Raw genomic sequence first — 18,587 nt, 5'->3', positions numbered from 1 at the left:
CGCTTGTACGGTGGTGTGAGAGGACGGAGGCTGCGAGGCCTCCTCCTACTCGATTCTGTTATTCCGCGGTAGCTTAATGATGAATATTTGGAATAGGTTAGAATCTTGTGTTTCGTTATTGCTCGTCTGCTGTGAGTGGTAACTTGTCGCTACACAGGATTTTAAGGCGTTGGGTATATGGAAATTACTCTAGAAATATTGGCTATCTTGTTTGTTGTTGCAACGGCAGCAGGCTTTATTGATGCAATGGCTGGCGGCGGTGGGTTACTGACTCTACCTGCATTGCTAGCGGCTGGAGTTCCACCCACGCAGGCACTGGCAACCAACAAACTCCAAAGCTCATTTGGCAGCTTCTCCGCGAGTTGGTATTTCGTGCGCAACGGTATCGTCAGCATCAAAGAGATGCGCCTTGCTATCTTTTGTACCTTTATTGGCTCTGCAATTGGCGCTGAGTTAGTCCAGCACATTGATGCGAGCCTACTGACCAGTGTTATCCCACTGCTGCTTATCGCTATCTCTCTCTATTTCCTGTTGGCACCCCAAACTAGAGCGTCTGAAGGAAAACAGAAGATCTCTGAGGCGATGTTTGCTCTGTGTATTGGTGGCGGCGTGGGTTTCTATGATGGCTTTTTTGGCCCAGGAACAGGTTCTATCTTCACCGTCTGCTTTGTTGCTATTGGTCACTTCTCGTTAGTCGATGCTACGGCGCGTACTAAAGTACTTAACTTTACCTCGAATATCGCTGCCTTAATTTTCTTTATTTTGGCTGGTTTGCCTATTTGGGAGTTGGGATTAGTGATGGCGGTCGGTGGATTTATGGGCGCTCAGCTTGGCGCTAAAGTGGTGGTGACAAAAGGGCAGAAATGGATTCGCCCCCTTGTGATCGTGATGTCGATGCTAATGGCGTCTAAACTGCTTTGGGAACAGCATCAACAATGGATTCTATCAGTGTTTTAACTCGTGGAGACTGGTAACTATTTGGTCTGACACAGATATGAATCGGCCGAATCAAGCCTGCTAATTCGGTGAAGCTATACAGATATTGAGGCTCAATATTGAGTGTTTTTACGATAGAGAGCGGGATCAACGCTGGCCCAGTCCCGCCCAATGCAAGTTGCGCCGCTGCGGTGTAGGCATCCATCTCCATCAAGGGTTTGATACCAAATTTTTCTAATACAGAAAGTTGATAAGAATTGGCTGGATTGGTCATGTCGTTAGTGATGACCATTGGAGGGAGATCCGTTAGCGGCGACTTACTCACTATGTAAAACGGTTCATCAAAAAGATGGAAGGTCATCAACCCATGATGTGGTGGCAGTAAGCCAGCACACAACCCCAAGGTCGCCTTGCCGGACTGCACCCGTTCGATAATTCTCGGCGTGTGGTTGGTGGTAATGGTGATGTACTTATCTTGCTGGATAAATTGGCCCATCATCTCACCTAAATAACCGGCTATCAGAGACTTATTGCTGTCTAGGGTGATGAGAGTGGTATCTTCCAACTCTTGCTGTTCATAAATAAGCCCACGAAGTTCATTGAATGTCGGGCCAATACTCTCTATTAATGCTATCGCATCTGGCGTGAGTTTTATCTGTCGGCCACTCGGTTCAATGAGCTTTTTACCTAGCTTCTTTTCTAAATTCGCAATCCGTTTGCTGACCGCTGATTGGCTGATATAAAGCAAACTGCCTGTGCGGCTCATGGTCTTTGCTTTACTCAATACCAGTAGAGTTTCGATTCCTTCGAGTAGCATTGGGTTATATTCATGAAATTTGGGAATGATTGTTTCAACTTACCTCAAACAACATTCATTCTCTAGTCTTGAAACTAAAGCTTTGAACCAAGTTAGGTATTTTTAGCTATGCTCGCACGTGTAGCGCGAGAGCATAATAATTGTGTTGGGGAGCTCAAATTAAGAAAGGCTCCTTTACGGAGCCTTTCACTTTGTAACGTTAGCTTATTTGATGGCGAAGGTCGGCAATGATAAATGCCAACGAATAGCGCCAAGCCTTATCAATAGTGTTGAGAACACGCCGGCCAGAAATGCAGTTTCTGAATCGTGCCCCATGCTGATCGCCATGGTATGGAAAGTACCACCAATGATACAAGCGGTCGCGTAGACTTCACTTCTTAGAATCATAGGCACTTCACGGGCAAGTACGTCGCGGATAATACCGCCACCGCAGCCGGTGATGACACCCATGATGATCGCCACTAGTGCTGAATCTTGATAGATAAGTGCTTTTTCTACACCAATGCCAACAAACACCGCTAGGCCAATCGCATCACATACCGGCAATATCCACCAAGCCAGACGTTTCGGGCGTCTTACAATAATCATGGTCAGCAAGCAGGTGGTAATGATGACCCAAAGGTAGGTGGTATCGGTGATCCAAAACACGGGAGTTGCACCCAATGCCATGTCACGAATTGTACCGCCGCCAATCGCGGTTACACTGCCTAAAACAGCGACACCAAAGGGATCCATCTTAAGACGGCCAGCGACAAATACGCCTGAGACGGCAAAAATGGCAGTGCCAAATAAATCGATAATATAAAGCAGCATGGAGTCCATGATACTGGTGCTCTTATAGTTAAAATTGTAGGGACAGGTCGGTGGCGAATTGTACGAAAAAACGCAGCAAATAGTTAGTGATTTTGCCTAGCTCTATCAAAGAAATCGCACACTTGTTGGATCGCTTTCAAAGTTCTCGTTGTCGGGCGATTAATCCAGTCAGAATTGAGGGACCAAATCTGATTTTGAGCGACAGCTGGGATCTCATCTTCCCATGTTTGCCACATGGTTCCATTCTCAATCGCGTGCTGAGAAGTGAAGATTACTTGCGGTTTTCTTAATACAACTTGTTCAATACCAACTTGCGGATAGGGAGAGGCGCTGTCTTCAAAAATATTGTGGCCACCACAAAACTCAAACACCTCACTTGGCCAGTGCCCTTGAGCAACAGTGATGATCGGCTTCTCACTGAGTTGGTAGAAGTAGTTTACTGGCTCGGCATCTTTGTATTTTAGTCTCAACGCGTTGAGCTGCTTTCGGTATTGCTGAGCGTTATTTTCGCCAATACTTGGATCGCTAGCGTATTGGCTCAGTTGTTCAATATTGGTTGCGATACTGTCTAGGCTTTTGGTTTTGGAGTAGTAAATATTAAAACCAAATTGCTCTAGTTTCGCGAGTTCTCTGGGCGGGTTTCCTGCTGGCCACGCAAGAATTAAATCAGGTTGCAGTGCGATGATCTTTTCAACCTTGATGCCTTGATAGTTTGCTACTTTTTCGAGCTTGTCGGCTTGTGGTGGGTAATCACTTCGTTCACTTACGGCTACAAGGTTGTTACCTAAACCAGCGCTGTACGCGAGTTCAGTGGCATGAGGAGCAAGGCTGACCACGCGTTGAGCCGGCTGTACTTTTTCTGGAATCAGTGGTGCTTCTTCTGCAAATGATAAAGGCAGCCATAAGCTGGAAGACAAAATAGTAAGGCTTGTAACAAGTACTGAAGGTTTCACTCTAAATCCCTTGGTGAATAAATAGTAAGGCTAGGCTTTGTAAAAAGATCCAGATAGCGATGCGACCAAAGAGTAGTTTCTGAACCTGAGATAGATGCAGGGCTGATGGTGCGATTCTTCCGCCTAATTTCGCGCGAATGGCTTTAGTGTTGCCGTAAATCGCAGGGCCACCTAATGATAACTCCAGCTTGTTGCCAACGGCCGTGATCAACCAGGCTGGGCCGGGTAGGGGCCAAGAGCGACTTTGGACTAGCATCATTTTAAATGTGTGCGTTGCTTTATCACCACATACGATCATCAAAGCAAACAAACGCATCGGTATAAATTCGAGAATCGCGACTATCTTGATCGCCGTTGAGCCGAATGGAGAAAATTGCTTGCGACTTGGTGACCAAGCTCGAGCTAACTCGACCACAAGGCGATACATTAACGCAGCGATTCCACCACCAATGGCGTACCAGAACAACACACAAACTACGTTACGAGCGTAACCCATGATGATGGTTTCTGTGGCGGCTTTGCCGAGGCCAAGTGACGAAAGTGATTCGGTTTGACGATTGACAATCGGAGCCAGTAACTGACGAGCGGCCGCTTTATCTTCTCGGCCAAGTACTTTGATCAGTTGGTTAGCCAGCTTTTCATTATTGCGCCAATCAATCGCGAGTAATAACAGTGCCAATTCAAACAGTTGAGATTGCCAAACCAATGGTTGCAGTGCCAATAGAATAACCAGAGTTGGCAGTACCATTAACCCCCAGGCTAATGTGCCTGAGATTAAACTTTGGGAATAGTTGTGGTTGTTATTAACCTTGCTTGCTAAAAGCTCAGCAAACTTATGCCATAAGGTCGTGGGGTGTGCGGCATGGGGGATAGGTAAAATTAAATGAAAAAGCAGTGCTCCCCACATCACAAGGAGCACGCCATTTGCAAATACCTGATCAAACAGTGTTTGCATGTCTAGTCGCTTACTTTAGTAGGGCAACCATCTTGATAACCATTTCAGAAGAGCTTTGCGCTGCTAGTGGCAGGAACTCTTCGAAGCTCATTGGTGATTCTTTGTCTGCAACGTCAGAGATTGCACGAACGACCACGAATGGTACTTGGAATTGGTGACAAGCTTGAGCGATAGCAGATGCTTCCATCTCTACAGCAACGACAGATGGGAAGTGCTTGCGGATGAACTCTTGGCGTTCTGCTGTGCAAACAAATGCGTCGCCAGTACAGATAAGACCGCGAACGGCGTGCTTATCTTCCATTTGCGCTAGTGCTTGTTCAGCAACAGCCATCAGTTTGTCGTCCGCTTTGAACGCTGCAGGTTGACCTGCCATTTGACCGATTTCGTAACCGAAAGCTGTAACATCTGCATCGTGGTGACGAACTTCAGTTGAGATAACCACATCGCCAAGGTTCAGTGTTGAATCAAAACCGCCAGCAGAGCCCGTGTTTAGTACTACGTCTGGCTGGTATTCGCTTAGTAGGATTGAAGTACCCACTGCAGCGGCTACTTTACCAATGCCTGATTGAAGCAAAACAACGTCAACACCATTTATCTGACCAGAGAAAAAGGTACAACCGCCTTTATTAACTTCAGTAATGTCTGAAATTGCTGCCTTTAGGATCGCAACTTCTTGCTCCATTGCGCCAATGATGCCGATTTTCATGTGTAGTCTCTTAATAAATAATATTTAAACAGTAGAGCGAAATTGTAGCATGGATAAGAAGTGTCGAGCGACTGCCCAGAGGCACTTCTCATCCGAATAGCAGCGATTTATCTGCGTATTCTTTTATCTATTTGATCAGGCCTTCGCTTTTTAAGCTAGCGCGAAGTTGTTCAGCACGCTTTCGGTTTACGCCAAAATCAGAGTGACCAGTACGAGACTCTGAACGCACGATCAGTTTGCCAGCAGTGATCTTAAGTTCTAAGTCATCGACAAAGCGCATGATGCGAGAAGTACATTCAACACGCAGGTAATCTTCTGTTTTACTCGCGGTTTTCGATCCCGGTAAGGTTAGCGCAACCTGCTCAATCGCATCTAAGTTTGCTGAATCTGATAACTCAAACGCGGCCAAAGCATGCTGCTCACGGTCATCTTGAGTTGATACGCAGTTTGGTTTGTCTCCACAAGGTGATGAAGTTCTGTCTTTCATGTCCGTGATTCCTTGGCTACAAGCGGTTAAAGTCAAAAGAGATAGAGAAAGGAGAGCGGCTTTTTTCATAGTGTTTCCTATGGCGTTGTTTTAGTTTTAATTCTAGTTATCGGTATTGGTTCTTTTGCGATTGTTCTAATTATTTATCGTTGTGCTTGTCATCAAACGTATCTAATTCAAAAAAGGATCCATGATTGGATCCTTTTTTTATAGTAACGGCTTGAGTAATAAAGGAAACCTTATACCCATCACACTTCTAGGTAGTCCAAGATCCCTTCTGCTGCTTTACGGCCTTCATCGATAGCGGTTACCACTAAGTCAGATCCTCGAACGGCATCACCACCTGCAAAGATCTTACTGTTGGTGGTTTGGTATTGAAATTCTTGTTTACCGGGAGCCTTGATGCGACCCCATTGGTCGAGCTCTACACCAAATGGTTTTAGCCACTCCATTGCATGAGGTTGGAAACCAAATGCCATGATAACGGCGTCTGCTTCAAGAACATGCTCACTGCCTTCTACGGGTTCTGGGCGACGACGACCTGCGTCATCGGGTTCACCTAGCGCCGTTTTCACCACTTTGACGCCAGTAACATGACCAGATGAATCGGTTTCCAATGCTAATGGCTGAAGGTTGAACATGAACTTCACGCCTTCTTCTTTTGCATTCTTCACCTCACGGCGAGAGCCTGGCATGTTGGCCTCATCACGACGATAAGCACAGACGACGTTAGCAGCATGCTGGCGAATAGACGTTCGGACACAGTCCATCGCAGTATCACCACCACCAAGCACGACGACTTTCTTACCTTGCATATCGATAAATGGGGTTGGGTTTTCCAGTTCCATGACCTTGTAGGTATTGGAAACAAGGAATGGCAGAGCATCATAAACGCCCGGTGCATCTTCGTTGTCTAAACCCGCACGCATGTTTTTATAAGTGCCTACACCAAGGAAAACAGCGTCGTAACCATCGACCAGCTCTTGAAGTTGAATGTCTTTGCCAACTTCAGTATTCATTCGGAATTCAACGCCCATCTCGCTAAAGATACGGCGACGATTCTCCATGATACCTTTCTCAAGCTTGAACGATGGAATACCAAACGTCAGTAGACCGCCGATCTCCGGATAGCGGTCAAACACAACGGCTTTTACGCCATTACGAACTAGGATATCAGCCGCCGCTAGACCTGCCGGCCCTGCACCGATGATCGCGACCTTTTTATCGGTCCATTCAACGTGAGACATGTCAGGCTTCCAACCCATCTCAAAGGCTTTGTCGGTAATGTACTTTTCAATATTGCCAATGGTTACTGCACCGAAATCGTCATTGAGGGTACAAGAGCCCTCACACAAGCGGTCTTGAGGGCAAACTCGACCGCAAACCTCAGGCAGGCTGTTGGTTTGGTGAGACAGTTCAGCGGCTTCGATAATACGCCCTTCATTGGCAAGCTTAAGCCACTGAGGGATGTAGTTGTGAACAGGACATTTCCATTCACAGTATGGGTTACCACAGTCTAAACAACGGTCTGCTTGCGCTTTCGCTTGCTGTTTAGTGAAAGGTTCGTAGATCTCTACAAACTCAATCTTACGTATCTTGATTGGTTTCTTCGCTGGGTCTACGCGATTCACATCAATAAATTGGTATACATTCTGGCTCATTATTGGCTCCTTCCAATTATTGCGCTTGAACACGAAGTTCAGCTGAGCTGCGGCTTTGGTGGCCGAGCAAGGTGTTCAGATCCGCCGTCTTTGGCTTCACTAGGTAGAACTTTGGAATCCATTCATCAAAGTTCGCCAGAATAGCTTCAGCGTGTACTGAGCCAGTCTCTTCTAAGTGCTCTGCAATTAAGCCACGCAGATGTTCTTGGTGGATAAATAAGTCAGACAGAGAAAGTGCCTCGACCGACTCGTTATTTACTCGGCCTTGGAAGTCTTCGTTCTTATCCATGACATAAGCGAAGCCACCTGTCATACCCGCACCGAAGTTGACGCCAGTTGCGCCAAGAATGGCAACAATACCGCCGGTCATGTATTCACAGGCGTTGTCACCAGCGCCTTCAATCACAGCAACCGTACCTGAGTTACGTACGCCAAATCGTTCGCCAGCCGTACCAGCTGCAAACAGCTTGCCTCCAGTTGCGCCATACAGACAGGTGTTGCCTATGATGGTCGCTTCGTTACAAGTAAATGCGGTGCCTTGGTGAGGCTTGATAACCACTTTGCCGCCAGCCATGCCTTTGCCAACATAGTCATTGGCATCGCCTGTTAGGTAAAGCTCAACGCCGCCTGCGTTCCAAACCGCAAAAGATTGGCCTGCTGTACCGTCGAGATATAACTTGATTGGTGAACCTGCCATCCCTTGGTTGCCGTATCGCTTAGCAATTTCACCAGAGATACGAGCACCAATCGAGCGGTCTGTGTTGATCACGTTGTAGTAAAGGCTGGTGGATTGACGTTTCTCAATTGCATCGAGTGCATCATCCAGAATCTGTTGGTTGAGCTGAGCTTTATCAAATGGTGCGTTTGGCTCGGTCCAAAACAGTGGGTGACCTTCTGGAGATACCGGAGCTTCGAGTATTGAAGATAGATCGAGTTTACTTTGTTTCGCGGTGAGGCCTTGAACGGCTTCAAGTAAATCCGTGCGACCAATCAGGTCCGTGAGTTTTTCTACGCCAAGTTCTGCAAGGTATTGGCGAACTTCATCGGCTAGGCCAGTAAAGTAGTTCACCACCATGTCAGGCAGACCTTTGAAGTATTCGCGGCGTAGTGTTTCATCTTGAGTCGCGACACCCGTTGCACAGTTGTTGAGATGACAAATTCGCAAGAACTTACAACCCATTGCGACCATCGGCGCGGTACCAAAACCAAAGCTTTCAGCACCTAAAATCGCACCTTTAATCACATCAAGACCGGTTTTTAAACCGCCATCGACTTGTAGACGGATCTTATGACGAAGCCCATTAGCAACCAGTGCTTGCTGGGTTTCTGCTAGCCCTAGTTCCCAAGGGCATCCTGCGTATTTTACCGAGGTCAGTGGGCTCGCTGCGGTACCACCATCGTAACCAGAAATGGTGATCAAATCGGCGTAGGCTTTCGCTACACCTGTGGCAATTGTGCCGACACCCGGTTCAGACACTAACTTCACTGAAACCAAGGCTTTAGGGTTAACTTGCTTAAGGTCGAAAATCAGCTGCGCCAGATCTTCGATAGAATAAATATCGTGATGTGGAGGAGGGGAGATCAATGTTACGCCTTGAACTGAGTATCTCAGCTTGGCGATTTCTGCTGTGACCTTATGACCTGGCAGTTGACCGCCTTCTCCTGGCTTCGCACCTTGTGCAACTTTGATTTGTAGAACATCCGCATTGGTTAAGTAATGTGGCGTCACACCAAAACGACCAGAAGCTATCTGTTTGATTCGTGAGTTGCGATCAGTCCCAAAGCGTCGTGGATCTTCACCGCCTTCACCAGAGTTAGAATAACCACCCAAGCGGTTCATCGCCATGGCTAGCGCTTCATGAGCTTCTGGGCTCAAGGCACCAATCGACATGGCCGCCGAGTCGAAGCGCTTAAAGAGCTCGCTACTTGGCTCGACTTGTTCTAGAGGTAGAGGTTGATCGGCTTTTTTGAGGCTCATTAAGTCGCGCAGCATAGCAGCAGGACGAGCATTAACTTGCTTCGCAAAAGATTGATAATCCGATGTTTCACCTGTCTTTACTGCGGTTTGCAAGGTGCTGACTACGTCTGGGTTGTAGGCGTGGTATTCGCCGCCATGTACGTATTTGAGTAAGCCACCATGTTCCAGTGGTTTACGCTTAGTCCATGCTTTACGAGATAGATTATAGATATCTTGTTGGAAGTCGCTAAAGCTAGCACCTTGGATACGAGTCGTTACGCCACGGAAACACAAATCAACGACATCGGTATGTAAACCGACCGCCTCAAATAACTGCGAGCAGCGATACGAAGCAATTGTCGAGATACCCATCTTCGACATGATCTTATACAGACCTTTGTTGATACCGTTTTGGTAATTTTGCAATGCAGTGCGATAGTCTTTATCTAATGAACCATCGTCCAACATTTTGCCCAGAGCTTCATAAGCGAGATACGGGTAAACCGCGGTGGCGCCGAAACCAAGCAATACTGCAAATTGGTGTGGGTCACGTGCGGTTGCTGTTTCAACCACGATGTTAGCATCACAACGTAGGTTGGTGTCTGCGAGTCGAGTTTGTACTGCACCGACAGCCATTGCTGCTGGAACGGGTAGCTTACCTTTCTCTAAACCTTTGTCTGAAAGCACAACCAAAACGGCGCCGTCACGTACATCTTGAACCGCACGATCACACAAGTCGTTGATGGCTTGTTCGAGATCTTTTTCTGCTGGGTCATAGTGCATGCTAAGAATCGTATGGCCATAATGCTTTTGATTTAATTGCAGAAGTTGCTGCATATCAGAATAAAGCAGAACGGGTGAATCAAACGTCACACGGTAAGCATGCCCATCGGTTTCACAGAACACATTCATCTCTTGGCCGATACTGGTTGCCAGAGACATAACGTGTTTTTCACGCAAAGGATCAATCGGTGGGTTGGTGACTTGAGCAAACTTCTGACGGAAATAGTCGGTGATTAGGCGCTCTTTAGAAGACAGCACTGCCATTGGCGTATCGTCGCCCATAGAACCGACCGCTTCTTGTCCCATGTCACCGAGTACACGCAGTACTTGGTCTGACTCTTCGTTGCTCATTGCAAACTGTTTTTGATAGGTCTTTAGGGTGTCATCATCAAAATTACGCTTACCGACTTGGTCATCTGCTAGTGCGGAAAACGGTGTTAATTTGTGAACGTTCTTATCCATCCACTCTTTATATGGGTGACGGCCTTTAAGATCATTGTCGATCTCGTTCGACTGCCATAGCTTACCGCGACGCGTATCAATAACGAGTAATTCACCAGGGCCAACACGTCCTTTCTCTGCCACTTCGTCTGGCGCATAATTCCAGATACCGACTTCAGATGCCAAGGTGATTAGGTTGTCTTTTGTGATCACATAGCGAGCAGGGCGTAAGCCGTTTCTGTCGAGGTTACATGCCGCATAACGGCCGTCAGACAGTACGATACCCGCAGGGCCATCCCACGGTTCCATGTGCTTGGAGTTGAAGTCGTAGAATGCACGCAGATCGGGATCCATGTCTGGGTGGTTTTGCCAAGCGGGCGGCACGAGCATGCGCATCGCTCGGAATACATCCATACCACCGGCAAGGAACAGGTCGAGCATGTTATCTAGGCTTGATGAATCTGAGCCTGTCTCATTCACAAAGGGGGCGGCCGTTTGTAAATCGGGCAGCAGTGGTGAAGAGAATTTATAGGCACGAGCTTTAGCCCACTGACGGTTACCTTCGATGGTATTGATCTCACCATTGTGCGCCAAATAGCGGAATGGCTGAGCCAGTGGCCAACGCGGCTGAGTATTGGTTGAGAAGCGCTGGTGGAACAGGCATATTGCTGATTCCATACGTAAGTCAGCAAGATCGAGGTAAAATCTTGGAAGATCGGCCGGCATACACAAGCCTTTGTAAACCATGACTTGTGTCGAAAGGCTACAAATATAGAAATCTTTGTCTTCTGTGATCTGCTTTTCAATTCGACGACGAGCGATGTAAAGGCGTCGTTCAATATCGCGTTCACGCCACCCTGCAGGTGCTGAGATAAACACTTGCTGAATATTAGGAACGGAATTTTTTGCGATTGGACCTAATACGTCGGTGTTGGTCGGCACGACCCGCCAGCCTGCAACGGTTAAAGTCTCTTGAGCGAGCTCTTTATTGACGATGTCTTGCGCGGATAGCGCTTTGATTGGGTCTTGGCTGAAGAAAATCATGCCGACAGCGTATTGCTTGCCGAGCTTGAAATTATTCTCTTCTGCAATAATTCTGAGATAAGAGTCTGGCTTTTGTAGTAATAAGCCACAGCCATCTCCTGTTTTACCATCCGCAGCAATACCACCACGGTGTGTCATGCGATCGAGGGCTGAAATAGCAGTTCGTACCAACTTATGACTCGGTTGGCCTTCCATTTGCGCTATTAAACCAAATCCACAGTTGTCTTTTTCAAGACTAGGATCATATAGAGCCATTGCAATTCTCCCTTTTGCTTCTCTGTCATCCAGACAGTAAATGACTAACTATTCATATACTTGTTATTTTTTATAAGCTTATAGTTTGTCTTTAGCTAGTTAAAACGTTATTGGTTGTGTTAACAAAACCGATTGGTTTTATTTTCACCAGCTTTACAACGTATAGCTAATTGTGTTTAAGGTCAAGTTCATGGTTAATTATCACGCGTAAACGCGATTAACCACGTAATAATCTAAAATAGTAGAATGATATCAAAGGGATATAAAAGGTGGATGTTAATGGAATTTAACATGTGCCACGAAGGGAATGTCGCAGGAGCCGTAAGGCAGATAGAAAAAAGGCTAGCATCGAGTGCTAGCCAAACATAAAAGTTAGGAAGGGTGTTGCTTTTCCTCTAGGCTAACGTCATCGACGTTAGCCTGAGAAATATTATGCGGAAAGCATGAGTGAATCTGCTTTCGCTTCTAAGTTTGAGTTACCCATTAAGAAGTCATCAATGGCAATTGCACATTCACGACCTTCATTAATACAACGTACAACCAGAGATTGGCCAGTACGCATATCACCAGCAGCGAAAACGCCTTTCTGGTTGGTTGCAAAACCTTCAGAAGCAACGTTACCGCGCTCGTCCAGTTTAATGTCTAGTTGAGCAAGCACGCCTGTTGGCTCTGGGTGTAAGAAGCCCATTGCAAGGAATGCCATGTCACAAGGGATAACACGTTCAGAGTTCGCTACTTCATCAAAACCTGGACGTTCGCCTGGTTTCGCGTCTTGCCAAACGATGTCAGCGATACGAAGTCCGGTTACATTACCGTTATCGTCAGAGATGAACTCTTTAGTCAGGATGTTCCAATGACGTTCACAACCCTCTTCGTGAGAAGTGGTCGTTTTCATGATCATTGGGTATTGAGGCCAAGGCATATTTGCAGGGCGTTTCTCTGGTGGGATCGGCATGATCTCAACCTGAGTAATGCTTGCTGCTTTATGACGGTTTGATGTGCCCACACAGTCAGAACCCGTATCACCACCACCGATAACCACAATGTGCTTATCTTTTGCGTGAAGTTCTTCTGTCTTAAGATCTAAGTCGTTGGCTCGGCGGTTGTTTTGACCAAGGAATTCCATGGCAAAGTGAACGCCTTTCAGCTCACGACCTGGGATTGGTAAATCACGTGGAACCGTAGAACCACCCGTTAGCAATACCACATCAAATTCTTGGCGTAGCTGTTGAGCATTAACATCAACACCGATGTGTTGGTTCACTTTAAACTCAACACCAGCTTCAGCCATTAGGTTGATCTTACGATCAATCACGTCCATACCCAGTTTGAAATCTGGGATACCGAAGCGAAGTAGACCACCGACTTTCTCGTCACGTTCAAATACCGTTACCGAGTGACCAGCGCTGTTTAGCTGCTCAGCTGCGGCTAAGCCAGCAGGACCTGAACCGATAACCGCGACAGTTTTACCTGTACGAGAGCGTGGTGTCTTAGGCTTTGCGTACCCTTCACGGTACGCAGTTTCTACAATCGTTTTCTCGATATTACAGATAGTGATTGGGTCTTGGTTGATGCCAAGAACACAGGCACTTTCACAAGGAGCAGGACAAACACGACCTGTAAACTCAGGGAAGTTGTTGGTAGAGCTTAGAATGTTCCAAGCCTCTTCCCAGCTGTCACGATAAACCGCGTCATTGAATTCTGGGATGATGTTACCAATCGGACAGCCGTTGTGACAGAAAGGTACGCCACAGTCCATACAACGAGAGGCTTGAGTATTGATCTTTTCACCAAACTCTTCGTTAAGTACGAACTCTTTGTTGTCTTCAATTCGAACTGACGGGTCGAGCTTCTTTGGAAGCTCACGACCGTGTTCTAAAAATCCAGTAGGCTTACCCATTATACTGCCTCCACTTCTTCCGTTTGTGCCTGTTGTGCTTCAGCTTTACGCTTTTCAAGAACAGCTTTGTAGTCGCGTGGCATTACTTTAACTAGCGATGCAACACTTGCTTCAAAGTTGTCTAGGAAAGATTGAGCAACTTCACTTCCTGTGAATTCAACATGCTTAGTTAGCATATCCAGTAGAAGATCTTTATCTTCTTGTTCAATTGGATCTAGGTCTACAAGTTCAGGGTTGAGCTTGGTTTCGAAGTCACCCGCTTTGTCCCAAACATAAGCAACACCGCCACTCATGCCCGCAGCAAAGTTACGACCTGTTGAACCAAGGATAATGGCAACACCACCAGTCATGTATTCACAACCGTGGTCACCAACGCCCTCAACAACAACCTTCGCACCTGAGTTACGAACACAGAAACGTTCGCCTGCCATACCGCGAATGAAAGATTCACCTGAGGTCGCACCGTAGAAACATACGTTACCAACCACGATGTTATCTTCAGCAACGATAGAAGATTTCGCATCTGGGTACAGTACCAAAGTACCGCCAGACAGACCTTTACCCCAGTAATCGTTCGCGTCGCCTTCTACTTCGAACTTAACGCCTTTCGCAAGGAACGCACCGAAAGATTGACCAGCACTACCGTGGAACTTAACGTTCATTGGCTGTGGTAAACCTTGGTCTTTGTAAACCTTCGAGATTTCGTTCGACAGCATGGTACCAGCAGAGCGGTCCGTGTTGATGATAGGGAAGCTCGCATTCACGGCTTCGCCTTTCTCAAGAGCTGGAATCGCAGCTTGAATCAACTTGCGGTCTAGAACGTCTTCTAGGTTGTGGTTTTGTTGCGTCTGGTTGTAGATACCATCTTCTTCACGTGCCTGCTCAATGTGCAGTACAGGTGTTAGATCTAGGTTCTTGTACTTCCAGTGGCCGATGTCATCACGAACTTTAAGTTTGTGCGATTGACCAACCATCTCATCGATAGAGCGGAAGCCAAGTTCAGCCATTACTTCACGCAGACCTTCAGCCATGTATTGGAAGAAAGTGACTACGTCTTCTACGCGGCCGTCGAAACGTTCACGCAGAGTCTTGTTCTGTGTAGCGATACCAACAGGACATGTATTCTTGTGACACTTACGCATCATGATACAGCCTTCAACCACTAGAGCTGCTGTTGCTACGCCCCATTCTTCAGCGCCAAGTAACGTTGCTACTGCAAGATCACGTGGTGTTTTCATCTGACCATCAGATTGAACAACGATACGGTTACGTAGGCCGTTTTTCAGTAGTGTTTGGTGCGTTTCCGCTAGACCCAGCTCCCAAGGCAGACCGGTATGACGGATAGAAGACATCGGAGATGCACCCGTACCACCATCAAAACCTGCGATAAGTACCACGTCAGCTTTCGCTTTCGCTACACCCGATGCAATCGTACCTACGCCAGCTTCTGATACTAGCTTCACGTTGACACGACCGTTACGGTTCGCGTTTTTCAGATCGTAGATCAGCTGAGCCAAATCTTCGATTGAGTAGATATCGTGGTGTGGCGGTGGCGAGATAAGACCTACGCCCGGAGTCGAGTGACGCGTTGCGCCGATCCAGTCATCAACCTTATCACCAGGTAGTTGACCACCTTCGCCCGGTTTCGCACCTTGAGCCATCTTGATTTGTAGCTCATCAGCGTTAGATAGGTAGTAAGACGTTACACCAAAGCGACCAGAAGCCACCTGTTTGATTGCTGAACGTTCCCAGTCGCCGTTTTCTTTACGTTCGAAACGTGCTGGATCTTCACCACCTTCACCTGAGTTTGATTTCGCGCCAATGCGGTTCATCGCAACAGCCAGTGTTGAGTGAGCCTCATGCGAGATTGAACCAAAGCTCATTGCGCCGGTTGCGAAACGCTTAAGAATGTTCTCGATTGGTTCTACTTCTGCTAGAGGAATAGAGCCTGCAGGGTTCTTGATGAAGTCCAGTTGGCTACGTAGCGTTGCTGCGTTGTCGCCTTGGTCATCAACTGCTTTTGCGTACTTCTTGAACTGACCGTAATCTTTGTTACGCGTCGATTCTTGAAGTAGAGAAATCGTTTCTGGGTTGAATAAGTGTTTCTCACCACGTTGTTTCCACTGGTAAACACCACCAACATCAAGGATCTGAGCTGGAATTTCACGAGCTGGGTAACCAACACGGTGACGAACCAATACTTCTCGCGCGATATCGTCGATCGTTAGACCTTGGATACGAGAAACAGTACCTGTGAAGTATTTTTCAACCACTGATTTGCTAACACCAAGTGCTTCAAAGATTTGTGCACCGTGGTAAGACTGCAGCGTAGAGATCCCCATCTTAGAGAAGATCTTAAGTAGACCGCCGTTAACACCTTTACGGTAGTTATCGAATAACTCACGTGGGTGTACGTTTGGATCTAGCTTCTTAGTACGTTGCAGTTCAACAATCGTTTCAATAACTAGGTATGGGTTAACTGCGTTTGCACCATAACCGATAAGCGTTGCAAAGTGGTGTGTCTCACGAGCGTCGCCCGTTTCAACAACGATGTCACACTTAGCACGTAGACCTTTACGGATTAGGTGGTGGTGAACCGCGCCAACCGCCAGCATTGCTGGAATAGCGGCATGGTTAGAGTTAACCGCACGGTCTGTCAGTAGGATGATAGAGTAGCCATCAATCACTGCGTCTTCTGCGTATTGGCAGATACGCTTAAGTGCGCGCTCTAACTTACCTTGGTCGCCATTTGCTTGGAATACGATATCCAGCGTCTTCGCCTGAAGGTGCTCGTTATCGATTGCACGCAGTTTTTCTAACTCAGAGTTAGACAGTACTGGAGACTCAAGTTCTACTTTTTGACAGTGCTCAGGTGTTTCAGCAAGTAAGTTCTGGTCTTTACCTAGGTAAGTGTTCAGAGACATAACCATGCGCTCACGAATCGGGTCGATCGGCGGGTTAGTTACTTGTGCAAACAACTGTTTGAAGTAGTTTGAAAGGTGCTGCGATTGGTGAGAAAGAATCGCTAGCGGCCAGTCAGCACCCATTGCAGAAAGTGGCTCGTAGCCTGTTTTCGCAAGAGGTAGAATGATTTCGTTTACTTCTTCAGAACTCACGCCAAACGATTGTTGTTTGTGTAGTAGTTTCTCTGGAGAAGGTTGGCTAAATTCGTTGCTCGCATCCGGTAGCTTTTTCAGGCTCAGAAGGTTCTCTTCAACCCACTTTTCGTAAGGTTGTGCTTTAGCAATGCTGTCTTTCACTTCTTCATCAGAAATGATGCGGCCTTGCTCAAGGTCAGCAACGAAGATACGACCTGGTTGTAGACGACCACGGTACTCAACGTTTTCAGGTGCAATCTCGACAACACCAGACTCAGACGCCATTACTAGGAAGTCGTCTTTAGTTACTGTGTAGCGAGAAGGACGCAGACCGTTACGGTCAAGTGTTGCACCTACTTGAACACCATCGGTGAAACATACTGATGCTGGGCCATCCCATGGTTCCATTACGTTCGCGTGGTACTGGTAGAACGCACGACGAGTTGGATCCATGTTTTTGTTTTCTTGCCATGCTTCCGGGATCATCATCATCAACGCGTGTGGCAGAGTACGACCTGAAAGAACAAGTAGCTCAAGTGCCATATCGAAGTTTGATGAATCCGAACTACCTTCCTGACAGATAGGAAGCAGCATGTCGATTTCAGCTTGTGTAAACAGATCCGATTCTAGGATTGCTTCACGTGCTTTCATCCAGTTCAGGTTGCCGCGAACCGTATTGATTTCGCCATTGTGCGCGATGTAACGGAAAGGCTGAGCTAGACGCCAACGTGGGAATGTATTGGTAGAGAAGCGAGAGTGTACTAGTGCTAGAGCTGTCACCATGGTTGGGTTTTGCAGATCTAGGAAGTACTGAGGAACTTGTTCAGTTGTTAGCTGACCTTTGTACACCAATGTCTTGTAAGACATAGAGTTGATGTAGAAGTCATCACCGATATTTGAAACGCTTTCTAGGCATACACGAACCGTGTAGTTACGTAGAACATACAGTTTACGCTCAAGCTCTTCTGGTGTGATACCAGGGCCGCCAGAAATAAATACGTGTTCAAATTGAGGTTCAGTGCTTAGTGGGTCAGCACCAATCATTGAATTGTCCGTTGGAAGTTCACGGTAACCGATAACTTCTAACTCAAGGCGTTGTGCATTGCGTTCTAGAATGTCACGACACTGTGCACGTTTGTGTTCATCTTTAGGGAAAAGTACAACACCAACACCATATTTTTCAAAAGATGGCAGCTTAATTCCAAGCTTTACGGCTTCTTCTAGTAAGAATTCGTGCGGCTTCTGTAGCAGGATACCTGCACCATCACCAGAACACGGATCGCAGCCTTGGCCGCCACGGTGTTCCATACGTGCAAGCATATCGAGTGCTTGAGTTACTACATCATGAGATTTGCGATTCTTTAGATGCGCAACAAAACCGATACCACAAGCGTCATGCTCCAATTCAGGAGTATACAGACCCTGTGAGTTCTGCTCTTGATCTACCATAGATACATCCTTCCAGTTAAATCTAGGCGCAACTTATTTGTATAAAGTCAGCCTTGTCCTTTTATATTTATGGGTCTAAACCTGCCTATGCTGGCGGTTTGAATCCTTTCCGTATCTCGCAGGAAAAGTATTGCGAGAAAAACAATCCTTAGTGATACCTGTTTATTTTTAACCACAAACTAGTGGTTTATATAGGTGGGAGTTAGATATCACCGACTTATTAGCAAGTTTTCGTTGTAAGTAAATACTCAAAAATAGCCAATATGTGTAAGTATCCTACAATTTTGTCTAGGCGAATTGCAATGAAAGTTGACCCATGTAGACCATTTTTT

11 protein-coding genes are annotated in these 18,587 nt (G+C 46.7%); 1 reads left to right on the top strand and 10 read right to left on the bottom strand.

Features of this window, described 5'->3' with window-relative positions; all coding sequences use genetic code 11:
* Window positions 1–177 precede the first annotated feature (177 nt).
* Window positions 178–957, top strand: coding sequence for a TSUP family transporter (locus tag AB6F11_RS10740; RefSeq protein WP_012603222.1), 780 nt, complete (start codon window positions 178–180; stop codon window positions 955–957).
* Here AB6F11_RS10740 and AB6F11_RS10735 read toward each other — a convergent pair.
* The 10 genes from AB6F11_RS10735 to gltB (AB6F11_RS10690) form a co-directional block, all read right to left on the bottom strand.
* Window positions 908–1,753 (bottom strand): LysR family transcriptional regulator, encoded by an 846-nt coding sequence (locus tag AB6F11_RS10735; RefSeq protein ID WP_102394343.1) that lies wholly within the window; start codon window positions 1,751–1,753, stop codon window positions 908–910. The genes AB6F11_RS10740 and AB6F11_RS10735 overlap by 50 nt on opposite strands.
* A gap of 204 nt (window positions 1,754–1,957) precedes the next feature.
* On the bottom strand, window positions 1,958–2,575 hold the full coding sequence (locus tag AB6F11_RS10730; protein ID WP_102394344.1) for a TRIC cation channel family protein: 618 nt from the start codon (window positions 2,573–2,575) through the stop codon (window positions 1,958–1,960).
* 74 nt (window positions 2,576–2,649) lie between these two features.
* Complete coding sequence (gene btuF / locus AB6F11_RS10725) at window positions 2,650–3,519, bottom strand: vitamin B12 ABC transporter substrate-binding protein BtuF (RefSeq protein WP_102394345.1); 870 nt, start codon at window positions 3,517–3,519, stop codon at window positions 2,650–2,652.
* Window position 3,520: 1 nt separating this feature from the next.
* The gene (locus AB6F11_RS10720; protein ID WP_102394346.1) at window positions 3,521–4,474 is read right to left on the bottom strand and encodes a cobalamin biosynthesis family protein; all 954 of its coding nucleotides are present in this window, start codon (window positions 4,472–4,474) and stop codon (window positions 3,521–3,523) included.
* A gap of 10 nt (window positions 4,475–4,484) precedes the next feature.
* Complete coding sequence (gene mtnN / locus AB6F11_RS10715; RefSeq protein ID WP_017090520.1) at window positions 4,485–5,180, bottom strand: 5'-methylthioadenosine/S-adenosylhomocysteine nucleosidase; 696 nt, start codon at window positions 5,178–5,180, stop codon at window positions 4,485–4,487.
* 127 nt (window positions 5,181–5,307) lie between these two features.
* Complete coding sequence (locus AB6F11_RS10710) at window positions 5,308–5,736, bottom strand: DUF1499 domain-containing protein (RefSeq protein WP_102394347.1); 429 nt, start codon at window positions 5,734–5,736, stop codon at window positions 5,308–5,310.
* A 179-nt stretch (window positions 5,737–5,915) separates the two neighbouring features.
* Complete coding sequence (locus AB6F11_RS10705) at window positions 5,916–7,328, bottom strand: FAD-dependent oxidoreductase (protein WP_102394348.1); 1,413 nt, start codon at window positions 7,326–7,328, stop codon at window positions 5,916–5,918.
* A gap of 16 nt (window positions 7,329–7,344) precedes the next feature.
* Window positions 7,345–11,808 (bottom strand): glutamate synthase large subunit, encoded by a 4,464-nt coding sequence (gltB, locus tag AB6F11_RS10700; RefSeq protein ID WP_102394349.1) that lies wholly within the window; start codon window positions 11,806–11,808, stop codon window positions 7,345–7,347.
* Window positions 11,809–12,238: 430 nt separating this feature from the next.
* Complete coding sequence (locus AB6F11_RS10695; RefSeq protein ID WP_076673880.1) at window positions 12,239–13,708, bottom strand: glutamate synthase subunit beta; 1,470 nt, start codon at window positions 13,706–13,708, stop codon at window positions 12,239–12,241.
* Window positions 13,708–18,255, bottom strand: coding sequence for a glutamate synthase large subunit (gltB, locus tag AB6F11_RS10690; RefSeq protein ID WP_017059305.1), 4,548 nt, complete (start codon window positions 18,253–18,255; stop codon window positions 13,708–13,710). Before gltB (AB6F11_RS10690) ends, AB6F11_RS10695 begins: the two co-directional genes overlap by 1 nt.
* Window positions 18,256–18,587: the final 332 nt, after the last annotated feature.

The organism is Vibrio sp. 10N.247.311.14, assembly GCF_041467715.1.
GTDB classification, from domain to species: domain Bacteria; phylum Pseudomonadota; class Gammaproteobacteria; order Enterobacterales; family Vibrionaceae; genus Vibrio; species Vibrio crassostreae_C.
The sequence above is the reverse complement of the archived record's forward strand: the minus strand, read 5'-3'. Positions and strand labels throughout refer to the sequence as shown.